The sequence below is a fragment of the Acinetobacter sp. Swhac1 genome (genome assembly GCF_013390985.1).
Lineage (GTDB): Bacteria > Pseudomonadota > Gammaproteobacteria > Pseudomonadales > Moraxellaceae > Acinetobacter > Acinetobacter towneri.
Window position 1 is genome coordinate 1 of record NZ_JACASN010000033.1, and the last position, 12,616, is coordinate 12,616.

At 42.1% G+C, this 12,616-nt stretch carries 11 protein-coding genes and 1 pseudogene; 5 read left to right on the forward strand and 7 right to left on the reverse strand.

Going from position 1 to position 12,616, the window contains the following annotated elements:
- Positions 1-38 precede the first annotated feature (38 nt).
- Together HX743_RS13675 and HX743_RS13680 are read left to right on the forward strand one after the other, a co-directional pair.
- On the forward strand, positions 39-605 hold the full coding sequence (locus tag HX743_RS13675) for an IS630 family transposase (RefSeq protein ID WP_121533679.1): 567 nt from the start codon (positions 39-41) through the stop codon (positions 603-605).
- Positions 605-742, forward strand: a complete 138-nt coding sequence (locus HX743_RS13680; RefSeq protein ID WP_178319488.1) for a hypothetical protein — start codon at positions 605-607, stop codon at positions 740-742. Before HX743_RS13675 ends, HX743_RS13680 begins: the two co-directional genes overlap by 1 nt.
- Positions 743-787: 45 nt before the next feature.
- Here the strand turns inward: HX743_RS13680 and HX743_RS16535 are convergent, their stop codons facing one another.
- Together HX743_RS16535 and HX743_RS13685 are read right to left on the reverse strand one after the other, a co-directional pair.
- A complete protein-coding gene (locus tag HX743_RS16535; RefSeq protein ID WP_004692350.1) occupies positions 788-1,003 on the reverse strand; it encodes a hypothetical protein in 216 nt (71 codons plus the stop codon).
- Between the two features lie 10 nt (positions 1,004-1,013).
- Positions 1,014-2,429, reverse strand: coding sequence for a glutamine synthetase family protein (locus HX743_RS13685; protein WP_004692352.1), 1,416 nt, complete (start codon positions 2,427-2,429; stop codon positions 1,014-1,016).
- A 250-nt stretch (positions 2,430-2,679) separates the two neighbouring features.
- Here HX743_RS13685 and HX743_RS13690 point away from each other — a divergent pair, with 250 nt between their 5' ends.
- Both HX743_RS13690 and HX743_RS13695 read left to right on the forward strand, forming a co-directional pair.
- On the forward strand, positions 2,680-3,075 hold the full coding sequence (locus HX743_RS13690; protein ID WP_078388747.1) for a transposase family protein: 396 nt from the start codon (positions 2,680-2,682) through the stop codon (positions 3,073-3,075).
- Positions 3,023-3,355 (forward strand): transposase, encoded by a 333-nt coding sequence (locus HX743_RS13695; protein ID WP_004692353.1) that lies wholly within the window; start codon positions 3,023-3,025, stop codon positions 3,353-3,355. The genes HX743_RS13690 and HX743_RS13695 overlap by 53 nt, the downstream gene beginning before the upstream one ends.
- 188 nt (positions 3,356-3,543) lie before the next feature.
- On the opposite strand, the gene HX743_RS13700 is transcribed toward HX743_RS13695, so the two are convergent.
- From HX743_RS13700 to kdpA, 5 genes are all read right to left on the reverse strand, one after another.
- Positions 3,544-4,257, reverse strand: a complete 714-nt coding sequence (locus HX743_RS13700; protein ID WP_004692355.1) for a response regulator — start codon at positions 4,255-4,257, stop codon at positions 3,544-3,546.
- A 27-nt stretch (positions 4,258-4,284) separates the two neighbouring features.
- Positions 4,285-6,933, reverse strand: a complete 2,649-nt coding sequence (locus HX743_RS13705; protein WP_005403696.1) for a sensor histidine kinase KdpD — start codon at positions 6,931-6,933, stop codon at positions 4,285-4,287.
- A 205-nt stretch (positions 6,934-7,138) separates the two neighbouring features.
- On the reverse strand, positions 7,139-7,741 hold the full coding sequence (gene kdpC / locus HX743_RS13710) for a potassium-transporting ATPase subunit KdpC (protein ID WP_004682291.1): 603 nt from the start codon (positions 7,739-7,741) through the stop codon (positions 7,139-7,141).
- A 19-nt stretch (positions 7,742-7,760) separates the two neighbouring features.
- Complete coding sequence (gene kdpB / locus HX743_RS13715) at positions 7,761-9,803, reverse strand: potassium-transporting ATPase subunit KdpB (protein WP_005403695.1); 2,043 nt, start codon at positions 9,801-9,803, stop codon at positions 7,761-7,763.
- Between the two features lie 11 nt (positions 9,804-9,814).
- Positions 9,815-11,539 carry a potassium-transporting ATPase subunit KdpA gene (kdpA, locus tag HX743_RS13720; RefSeq protein ID WP_039908909.1) on the reverse strand — a complete coding sequence of 575 codons (1,725 nt, stop codon included), beginning with the start codon at positions 11,537-11,539 and terminating at the stop codon, positions 9,815-9,817.
- A gap of 313 nt (positions 11,540-11,852) precedes the next feature.
- Here kdpA and HX743_RS13725 point away from each other — a divergent pair.
- Positions 11,853-12,574 (forward strand): annotated as a pseudogene (locus HX743_RS13725) (undecaprenyl-diphosphate phosphatase).
- Positions 12,575-12,616 lie beyond the last annotated feature (42 nt).

Consider the following 12,616-nt stretch of genomic DNA (forward strand, 5'->3'; position numbering starts at 1 on the left):
CAAGCGTACCCGTCATAGCTTGAAAAAAAAGAGATCCGATTGCATTTGAACAAGCAACACAGCAGATTGAAAAATTACGAGAGCAAGCGGCACGTGGTGAAATTATATTAGGTTATGTTGATGAAACAGGGTTTTCATCTACACCTGATAACCGCTATGCGTGGACAAAGATAGGTGATGTTCATGCGGTTGATGCAATAAGATTAAAACGAGTTAATGTCATGGGGTGTTTGCTTTCAACGGGGAAACTGGTGACAAGTTGTTTACAAGAGTCAGTTACAAGCACTTGGTTTTATGCCTATTTAACTGGAATAGCTCAACAAGTAAAACAGACTTATAACCTTCCATTGGTTCTTATTGTTGATAATGCCTCGATTCATAGAAGTAAAAAGATGGCTGATTACAGAGAGCTACTTAAAAGTAACTTTTCGACGAATTTGTATTTTATTCCAGCTTATAGCCCTGAGTTAAATCGAATCGAGATGGTATGGAAGCAGATGAAATATTATTGGCGAGATTTTCAAGTCATGACAGCTGATAAAATAGAGCAATGGGTGGAGAGAGTATCAAACCAATTCGGAAAAGAATACATGTTTACTTTTTAATGACAGCTTATAAGCCAATGGGAATAAATGCAGAATTAGCAGCGGTTGGTAGTAATTTAAAAACCAAAGACTTTACAAGTCAAAATAAAAAAGGGGTAAAAACTGAAGCAGTATTCACCCTGACTAAATCTTTTTAAAAGTTAAATGCCAATAGTATCAGCAATACTATTGGCATAATTATTTTACTTGAGTGATTTCAATATATGATCTATCTCACTTCGATTAAAACCTCTTTCTTTAAAAATAGTATGAATTATTTTTTTCATACTTTTTGACGCATACTGGTATTTCTTTACTAAAATGTCAGAATCAATTTCCTGTAAACTATACTTCAAATATAATTCTTCATTGAGCTTCTGATTTCTAGCATCATCTTCATTATTTATCGTGTTATACATTTTTAAGCAGTTAAATATCCCAATGTTGTTCGATCAAAGTAATTTGGCTGTACATATACTGATGCTCAGCACGTTTAACTGCACACCATAATTCCATAAATCTTTTGCCGAGATATTTTTGCAAAACAGTATTCCGGTGAAAAAATGTTAAAGCATCCAGCTGATTCGTACTTAAAAAGTGCGGCTGATGTTTATTTTTTATCTGAGTGGCTTGCTGTGGAATTTCTAGATTCTGTGTCAACCCATGCAGTGTGCCGATCAAAATCAGGGCTGCAGTTAAATAAGGATTGCAATCCGCACCTGCAACACGATATTCCAAGCGTTGATTTTCATTGTCCGAACGTGGTATGCGAATGGCCACATTGCGGTTATTCACGCCCCAATTAGCTTCTAAGGGCACATGGTTTCCAGCTTTAAACCGGCGGAATGAGTTTACATTCGGGGCAAGCACCGCCATGGACGGCGGCAGCAAGACTATCAGCCCGCTGATCGCCTTTAATAATTGCCGTGACGGTAAAGGATTCTGCTTCATGCTGAAAATATTCTGCTGGTCTTGATTTAACAAACTCATGTGAAAGTGCATGCCGCTGCCCGCTTTATTCAGATCAGGCTTAGCCAAAAAGCTTGCATGTAACCCATGTTCTACAGCGACTTGCTTAATGGTGCGCTTTAGCATCATGATCTGATCGCATAGCTTCAAAATATCACCGCTATGCTGAATATTAATTTCGTATTGCCCGGAAGATGATTCCGAGACTAAGCCTGTAATCTGAATCCCCTGCAAAAGGGCAATCCGTTCAATTTCATCCAGAACGTCTTGATATTTATCTTGCGCATTCACATCAAAACATTGATTTAAATAAATCTGATTGGAGCCAGATTTTTCATTGCTGTCAAATAAATAAAACTCCAATTCTGCGGCCATGCAAGGATAAAAGTTTTGATCATGCAGCGCTCTTAAACTTTTTTTTAAAATATTGCGCGGTTCAACTTCGCAATCTTGATGATTGTCATCTTTCATGGTTAGGAATAACTGTGCATTGGACTCTGGATTTAAAGCGCAGGGCTGCAGGCTTCCCAATATAGGTTTACATAAATAATCCGGCTCACCGATCGATTTTCCTAAACCCGATTCTTCAATCACTTCTCCATCAAGACTCATGGCATAAATAGACATTGGGAAATAACAGCCTTGTGCAATATTTTTTAGACCGACAATATCTATGCGCTTGCCGCGGACATGACCATTCAGATCGTGCAGGCAAATCTCAACATGACGGGTATTGGGATAGCGCTGCAGATAGTTTTCGATTTCTTCTGAAAATAGAATATCTTCAATATCGCAGCATTGACGCGCAGATGGCATGGATTCAGGGACCGCTTCTTCGTCAGCTATATTATGTCTAGCCATGAGTAAATTACTCATTATTTTGTCCTGTTAAATATTAACAATGATCAAAATAAAACAAGTTCTACCGAATGTAACGTAAATAAACCGTAAAAAAGCACCCAACTAATATGATTATTTTTTAAACTATTAAAACCACGAAAAAGCTAATTTAAAATAAGTTAAAACATAAAAATAACAATAGATCTCTTTCATAAATCAAAAAACGATCTTCTTTTTGGTTAATATTTGCACTCCGGATTTCTTAGCATTCGTGCATAATCTGCGGATGAAATACATCGATTCAAACAAGCTTTCTGATCCTCAGTTCAAGCGATACACAGGCATCTCATGGTCAACTTTCTATTTGATGGTTGAGCAATTGCAGAAGCATGTCTCTGCCAAAGACAGACCGCCCAAGTTAAGCCTGGAGGATCAGGTTCTGCTCTGTCTGAGCTATTGGCGGGAATACCGAACCTTATTTCACGTTGCGACGAGTTACGGGGTTTCAGAGCCCACAGCCTCAAGAATTGTCCGTCATGTTGAAGACTGCCTGCTTCGGTCCAATCTGTTTAATTTACCCAAAGATTTACCCGAGGGCGAAGGCATCGACTGGAATGTTGTGATCGTGGATGCCACGGAAATTCCAATCCAAAGGCCTAAAAAAACAGAAGAAAAGCTATAGCGGCAAAAAAAAGACCCATACCTTTAAAGTACAAGCCATGATTCACTACAAAACTCAGCAAATTCTGAGTTTATGTGCCAGTCGCGGGGCAGTGCATGATTTCGAGTTGTTCAAACGCAATTTAAACCAGATTCCTTTTGGGGCTTTTATCCTGGCAGATAAAGGCTATCAGCGGATTTATGTGTTGTATCCGAATAGCCTGTTGCCATTAAAAGCCAAAAGACACTGTAAATTGGATCCTGAATTGAAAATCTATAATCAAGAAATCAATAAAAGATGAATCGGAATTGAGCATGTATTTGGCAACCTGAAAACCTTCAAAATCCTTGCTGAGCGTTATCGAAATAGATGTAAAAGGCTTAGTTTGAGATTCAATTTAATCGCTGGAATCTACAACTTGGAACTGAGCAAAAAATGATTTATGAAAGAGGTCTAATTACTCATGTAAAATAAATGGCATATTTAATATTAATAAATCTTCAAAAATCGCAAACCCACTCCCGGTTCAGTAATAATATATTTAGGCTGCACAGCATTATCATTTAACTTCACTCTTAATTTAGCCACCAGAATCCGTAAATAATGCGTATCTTCTTGGTGCGTTGGCCCCCACAGCTCTTTCAATATTTGCGGCTGAGTAATCAATTGGCCTTTATTTTTCGCCAATAAATTCAGCAGCTGATATTCTTTGCGTGTTAAGGAGAGCAATTGTTGATTTAAAAAAACCTGCCGTTTGGAAAAATCGATTTTTAATACGCCATCATCAAAAATTACAGTATCAACAGTACTATGCTGGTGCTGCCTAAGCAGTACACGAATGCGCGCCACCAGCTCCTGAACACTAAACGGCTTGGTGACATAATCATTTGCGCCAGCATCCAGAAGCTTCACTTTTTCTTCTTCATTTGCCCGCACAGACAGCACTATCACTGGAACGTGCGACCATGTGCGAAGCTCAGACAAAACCTCATAACCATCCAAATCTGGCAAACCCAAATCGAGGATCACTAAATCTGCGCCTTGCAAAGCTAGGAGTTCCAAACCCTTTTGGCCATTTTCAGCCAAAAGGGTTTTATAGCCTTGCGCTCTGAGTGCTATATCCAAGAATTTTCGAATCTGATTTTCATCATCAATAATCAAGACATTGGTCATGGAGCTGGCTGATTCATTCTGTTCTGGCATTTTCCCACCTAAAAGCTGCTAGATGCTTTAAGTAATTTGCTGAATAGGAAGCTGTATGCGGATACATGTTCCTTGATTGTTCTTGCCTGATGATGCCATGATTTTCCCCATATGCGCACCCACAATCGCTTTCACAATCGTCAAGCCCAAGCCTGTACCATATTGCCCGCGGTCACCGCGCTGCATGGTATAAAACATGTCAAAAATGCGTTCCCGCTCACCTTCCGGGATACCCTGCCCCTTATCAGTTATGGCAATTTCGATCTCATTTTCATTCACCTGCTGCACCTCAATCATCACAGCTTTATTCTCTGGTGAAAATTTTGCGGCATTTTCCAGCACATTAAAAATGGCCTGTTCAATCAAGGCGGCATGTACAAATAAACTCAAAGATTCTTGAGGCGCATGCACTTCAACCAATGCATCTGGCATATAACGGTTTAAACGGCGCACTGCTGAACCGATCAGTTCATCAACTCCAATCCAGTCCCGCTTCAAGCTTAAGCCTTCATGGCCTAAACGGGTCATATCCAGTAGGTTTTGAATATAGCGGTCTAAACGTTCCCCCTCTAAATGAATCGCTTCCAGCAAGCTGTCCTGATCATTTTCATTCATGGAATGGCGGTAAGTGCTCAAAGTATCCGCTGCTCCAATCATCGACGCCAAAGGCGAGCGTAAATCGTGCGATACGGATGATAATAATGCCGAGCGCAATTTTTCCGTTTCAGAATTCACATTGGCTATTTCCAAAGCCTTGGTCAGCTGGGTGCGGAAAATCGCCTGCGCAAGATACTCTACCATGAGTTCAGCGAGCTGTTTTTGCTCCGTATTGATTACTGCTTGCACATCTTTAAGTTTCAACCCCACCACGCCTAAGCATTGCTTGGAAGCCAATAAGGGCAAAAACCACCACTCATTTTCCGTCAAGGTTTGGGTAAAGCGACCGGACGGTTGATGGTTTTTGAATGTCCAATCGGCTGAAATTTTTTCTTTATTACTCATGATAGTGGATGATGCTTGAGTTGCTGCAGTATCTGGGAAATACAGCCAGACATCTGCATTGAGATTTTTACTCAGGCTATGTTCAGCAATCTCCTTGATTTGTGCCAAATCTAATGCTGTGGACAGCTTCTGCCCTAAATCCTGCATAATGCTGTTATAACTGTTCGCCGTTTTGAGTGCAGTCACCTGTTCTTTCAAACGTGACGCTAATCGGCTCGAAATTAAAGCCGCGCCCAAAAATGCAACCACGGTGACAATCCCCTGATGTGCAGAAATCTGAAATGTAAATTGCGGGGAAATAAAGAAAAAATTATAAGCTAGAAAGAATAGGATGGCTGAAAAAGCTGCAGCCAGCATCCGTGTTTTTGATGCCACAAAAACCACAGCGGTGATAAAAATCACCGAAAGATCTTCAATCCCTAAATACTTTTCCCCTAAGCTTGCAATCACAATGCTGATGACCGTGGTGGCTAGTACGTACTGTATTTCTCTCAGCGACAAGAATGCCCTTTGAGTGAAAAAGGACAGATGCTTATTCTCTGCAATAATCGGCACAATACTGAGTTCAAAACTGGGCCGGTATTGCAACAACTGATCAATCAAATTGAGCCTTAAATTCAGCGAAAACTTTTGCGGAGCCGCTTGTGCTAAAACCAAGGTTGAAATGCCGCGGTCCATCACATAATCAAATAAAGTTTTAGCATGTTGCTGGCCGTGAAGGACTTCAGTCATTCCGCCCATTTGACGCGTTAAGTTTAAAGCCCGTTCAATTTCACGGCTTTGCGAGTTTTCCTGTTTATTCATGATTTGCGTATCATGAGAAAAAGCAACAACTGTCCAGTTTGCCGCACGATGCTCGGCAATACGGCATCCAGTCCGAACTAAAGCTTCAGAATGCCCTTTGCCATCAATCATAATTAAGACATGATTTTTTAAGGGAATTTGAGCAAGCCCTTGAATGGCGAAATTTTCGCGTACATCATTATCAACATAATTGGCCACAGTTTGCATTGCCAGTTCACGCAGTGCCGTTAAGTTGGAGCTGTTGAAAAATCGCTGCAAGGCCTGTTCGGCCTGCTCAGGCACATAGACCTTTCCTTGGTTTAAGCGCTCCAACAGCTCATTTACAGGCAAATCAATCAAGCGGATATCTCGAATCCGTCCGAATACCCGGTCTGGCACGGTTTCAGTGACACGAATCCCTGTTATTTGATATATCACATCATTCAAACTTTCCAAATGTTGAATGTTCATGGTTGTAAAAACATCAATTCCAGCATCTAATACTTCATTGATGTCTTGCCATCGTTTTTCATGACGGCTGCCGGGCATATTAGTGTGGGCAAACTCATCCACCAAAACAATACTGGGCTTTTTTTCCAAAACAGCATCCAGATTCATTTCCTCCAGATGCTGCCCTTGATATTCAATAGCCTTGCGCGGAATAATCTCTAAACCAGAAATTAAATTTTCAGTTTCTCTACGGCCATGCGTTTCTACATAGCCAATGACGATATTAATACCCTGCAGCGCCAGTTCATGCGCACGAACCAGCATGGCAAAGGTCTTTCCCACGCCCGGAGCTGCGCCTAAAAAAATCGTCAGCCGCCCAGACTGATAACGCTGTGTATGTTGCAGCAAAACATCGGCTTTATTGGTTCGTGGATCAGTCATAGAAGTAATCTTTATTTATTGCTTTAAAAGATGTTTTTAAATTCATTTAAATGCGTCTAAAGTCAGCTTGGCTATTGCTGGGCAATATGGATGCCACCGTTGGGCGGAGGTATAGAACATCCCCTCGCCCAACAATCGTATATAACTTAATTCAGATTATTCAATAGCTTTCAATCACTATATTTTAATCATCAAGCCATTCATATCACTTCCCGCCCCGATCCAAAGCCAAATTCAATTCAAGCACATTGACACGTGCCTGCCCTAAAATCCCAAAAATCGGCTGAACCGTATGCGACTGAATCAGTTTTTCGATATTCTGTTCAGGCATATGCCGTGCATGGGCAATCCGCTTCACTTGAATCATGGCTGATTGCACGCTAATTTCAGGGTCGATGCCGCTGCCTGAAGCGGTGACCAGATCCGCAGGAATTTTAGATTTTTCAATCTGTTCCTTCGCTGCGATTCGATTCAGCCGTTCCTCTATGGCTTTCTGCAGTTCAGGATTGGTTCTCGCCATGTTGCTTCCGGCCATCGCCATAGGATCATAATTTGCGGCAGATGGACGCGGATGGAAATATTGAACTTGGGCAAAAGGCTGTGCCACTAAGCGTGAACCGATCACTTGATTATTTTCGACAATCAAGCTGCCGTTGGCTTGTTTTGGAAAGAGCATTTGTCCTAAGCTGGTTGCAGCAGCACTATATACAAAGCCGCATAAGCCTAGAGCAATGATGGTCATTCCAAACGAAGCGCGCAGTTTCTCACCCCATGATGAGTCTGCCAATTGATGATTTTGCATATTCACTTTGTCATCCTCAAAAAATTTATAGGGCCAAGATTGGACTGATCAGCAGATCAATCGCTTTAATGGCAATAAACGGTAGCAGCACCCCGCCCACACCATAAATCAGCATGTTGCGGCGCAATAATTGGGTAGATGTCGAAGGTTTGAATTTCACACCGCGCAGTGCAATTGGAATCAGCATAGGAATAATGATCGCATTAAAGATCAGCGCAGACAGGATGGCACTTTCAGAACTGCCTAGTTGCATGACATTTAACACATGCATTTGCGGAATTGCCGCGACGAATAATGCCGGCAAAATTGCAAAATACTTTGATACATCATTTGCCAAGGAAAAGGTGGTTAATGCACCGCGAGTAATCAGCTGCTGTTTGCCTATTTCAACCACAGATAGCAATTTGGTTGGATCAGAATCTAAGTCCACCATATTGCCTGCTTCTTTGGCTGCTTGCGTTCCCGAGTTCATGGCTAAGCCAATATCTGCTTGAGCCAACGCTGGTGCATCATTAGTGCCATCGCCGACCATCGCGACCAAGTGCCCTTTGTTTTGCTCGGTTCGAATACAAGTGAGTTTATCTTCAGGTTTGGCCTCAGCAATATAATCATCCACACCAGCTTCGGCAGCGATGGCCGCTGCTGTGAGCGGATTATCTCCGGTCACCATCACAGTTTTAATGCCCATTTCACGTAAGCGCGCAAATTTTTCTTTAATGCCTTGCTTAATCACATCCGATAGTTCAATCACCCCCAGCAAATGATGGTCTTTGGCCACCACCAGCGGCGTTGCCCCTTTTGAAGCTACTTGTTCTACGCGCGCTTTCAGTTCGGCATGATTTTCAAGGTTTTGCGAAGCGAATTTAAGAATGGCATCCATAGCGCCTTTACGCACTTGATGACCATCCGCCAAGTTAAGACCTGAAATGCGTGTTGAAGCATTAAAAGCGATAAATTCAGCCTGTTCAGGCTCGGCCACTCTTTCACCTTGCTCTTTGGCCAAAGCCACCACCGATTTACCTTCTGGTGTTGGATCGGCCAAAGAAGTCAGTACCGCCGCTTGGCGAAGCTCAGACTCCGTCACTCCTGTTAATGGATAAAAAGCGGTCGCCTGACGGTCACCGTAAGTAATAGTTCCTGTTTTATCGAGTAGTAAAACATCTATATCACCTGCAACTTCAACCGCCTTGCCTGATTTGGCAATCACATTGGCTTTGAGCGCTCTGTTCATCCCTGCAATCCCAATAGCTGGCAATAAGCCGCCAATGGTGGTTGGAATCAAGCAGACCAATAGCGCCACCAATAAAATCGGGCTGATTTCCATATTCAGGAAATGTCCAATCAACGGCAGGCTGACCACGACGATTATAAAAGTCACAGTCATCACGGTCAGTAAAATACCTAAGGCAATTTCATTCGGTGTTTTTTGACGGTTTGAGCCTTCGACTAAAGCAATCATTCGGTCGAGAAAGCTATTCCCCGCCTCTGCGGTCACTTGCACGATGATCCGGTCTGTTAAGACTTTGGTTCCGCCAATCACCCCAGATTTATCTGTGCCCGCTTCACGGAGTACCGGCGCAGATTCACCTGTTACTGCAGCTTCATTGATCGTGGCAAAGCCCTGAATTATTTCACCATCTGCGGGAATCAATTCCCCTGCACGCACTTCAATGAAGTCATGCATGTTCAATTCAGCCGCTGAAATCTGCACCCCATCCATATCATCTTTAGAATGGATACGGCGCGCCGTCAAATTCTGACGAGCTTGACGCAGTGATGACGCCTGTCCGCGGCCTTTGGCTTCAGCAACCGCTTCGGCATAATTGGCAAAGAGAACCGTCACAAATAAAATCAACGTCACCAAGAAACCAAAAACCAAACTAGATTGACCTAGAATTGTACTGATCAGTGTAATCAGCGTGCCAAGCCAAACGATGGCCATCACTGGATTTTTAATCACATGCTGCGGCAGCAGTTTAATAAAAGCATTTTTCCACGCTTCAGCTTGAAATAAGGTTGAAGCTATGGTGTTTTGCTGTGTTTGAACAGCGTGTTTTGAATGATTCATTGTACTCACCCTTAACCTTGAACCAATAACAGATGATCAGCGATTGGTCCCAAGACCAGGACTGGCATAAATTGCAATAAGGTCAACATCACCACAATTGCGATTAACGTTAGTGCGAATGTTGGCGTTTCAACTTTTAAACTGCCACTGCTTTCAGGCGCTTGGCGTTTAGCAGCTAAACGTGCAGCGATGATTAAAGGAATAATCAAGGTCGGGAAACGGCCGAGCAATAAAGCGATACCGCAAGTGACATTCCACCATACGGTATTGTCTGCCAGCCCCTCAAAGCCTGAGCCGTTGTTGGCAAATGCAGAGACATATTCGTACAACACTTGGGAAATGCCGTGGTATTGTTGATTGCTGTTGCCCGTCAATTCAGGGAAAAATACGGTTATTGCCGTTAAACCAAGAATGACAATGGGTTGAATCAGAATCACCACAGCGAGCAACTTGATTTCACCGGCTTCAATTTTCCGTCCAAACAGCTCTGGAGTACGCCCTGTCATTAAGCCAGCAATAAAGACCGCTAAAAACAGATAAATAATGAATTGCTGCAAACCACAGCCAATTCCGCCCCAAATGGCATTGATCAGCATATTGGACAATTGCACCATGCCTGTGAGCGGAGCAGATGAATCGTGCATCATATCCACAGACCCGTTATTGACTTGGGTGGTGACCGCTGACCACAAGGCAGAAGATGCTTCGCCAAAACGCACTTCCTTACCTTCCATGACTGAAAGCAATGTTGACGTCGATGAAAGGCTTTCTGACCAGATAGCGCTGACTGCGGAAATGATCGACATCAGCAGCATCGAAGCAAAGACAAAGCCAGCGAATTTGGCACGTTTGGTGAAAAAGCCCAGCATGAAAATCACCGAAACAGGGATCAGTAAAATCGCAAGCATTTCTAGAAAGTTTGACAATGGTGTCGGATTTTCCAAAGGTACACTGCTGTTCGGACCATACCAGCCACCACCATTGCTACCTAATTGCTTTATCGCCACCATTGGTGCAACTGGGCCTAAAGGTATTTTTTGCGCTGTTAATTCGCTGCTTTGATCGATGACTTGAACTTCTGGTCCGCCTTGAAAAGTCGATGGCACACCTTGGCTAGTGAGCAGCAATGACCAAACCATGCATAAAGGAATCAAAAAGCGGAATGTCGGACGAATCACATCAGCCCAATAGTTGCCGACATCAATTTGCTGCACTTTATGCTTAAAGCTGGTTTGCTTATCGGTTTCAGAAAGCACATTGGATTGTTTATAAAATAGTGCTCGTACTGTTGCCACCACCATTGCGAGCCCCATCATCGGCGTGATGATCTGCAAGCCGACAATGCCAACCATTTGCGATAAATATGACAGTTGCGCCTGTCCTGAATAGTGCTGCTGATTGGTATTGGTCAAAAATGAAATCATGGTATGCAGCGCCAAATCCCATGACATATTCGGTGCATGGTTTGGATTCAGCGGCAGGCTGGCTTGAACCATAAATAGAATCCAAGTCACCAAACCGATCACCGCACAGCTCATGACAAAATTGAATGAATAGGTTTTGACATTCATTCCCCGTTTGGGATTGGTTCCTAAAACCGCGTAAATGGGCTTTTCAATCCAATTGAATAGAGGATCAATTTTCATCTCGCGGTTGTGCATTATCGCTGCGAGGTATTTACCCAAGGGATAAGCCAGAACAAAGACGATGGCTAAAAGCAAAGCAAACTCTAACATGGCATTTCACTCCTATGTTTCAGAGCTGAAATCTGCTTAAAGAAGTTGAAATAAGATATATTTTGATTGTTTTGTACAACGCAATTTTTTTGATGCTGTACCTGCTGATGCGCGTGAATGACCGCACTCATGTTTTTCATCCTAAGCATTGGGATATTCCACTATCTAGTATGAAAAATAAAACCGTAAAGTCTCTATCCATAACTTTGGATGCCGCGTAAAGAAAGCGTAAAAATTTGGCTCAGTGAATTTATAAATGCAGAAAAATATCTTAAAAGTGATGGCTATTATTATTCTGTGACTCACTTTATTTATGGATATAATTTCAGTACTTAAAGCCTTATTTTTAGGTTTTATAGAAGGTTTAACGGAGTTTTTACCCATTTCCAGTACTGGTCATTTAATTTTATTTGGCCATTTAATTGATTTTCATTCAGACTCAGGCCGTGTCTTTGAAGTTGTCATTCAACTGGGCGCAATCTTAGCCGTTTGTTGGCTCTACCGTAAAAAAATTATTAATCTACTACATGGTTTTATATCAGGTGATTACCATGCGAGACGTTTTGCGATAAATGTCTTCATTTCATTTATTCCTGCAGTAGTGATCGGAGTTATAGCTGTTGATTTTATTAAACAAGTTTTATTCAGTCCTTCGGTTGTGGCATCTGCACTGATTATTGGTGCACTGTTAATTTTTGCTGTAGAAGCTAAAAATTTTAAAGTCCAAACCATTGAGGCAACCAATATTGGATTCAAACAGGCCATTGTTATTGGTTTGGTTCAATGTCTTGCGATGATTCCGGGGACTTCACGGTCTGGTGCAACCATTATTGGTGCCGTTACTTAGACATATTTCGCAACGTTGATGTTTTAACTTCAGAAAATTTATTGAATATTTCCGTAGGCTTTGTAACCGCATTCATCGCAGCTTTGCTTGTGGTAAAAGCCATGGTTAAATTTGTAGAAAAACATACTTTAAAAGTTTTTGCTTGGTATCGCTTGGTATTAGATTCAATCATCTTATTTGTTTTTTAATACAAAAAAAATAAATTAAAGAGAACTCGCTGTTCTCTTTAA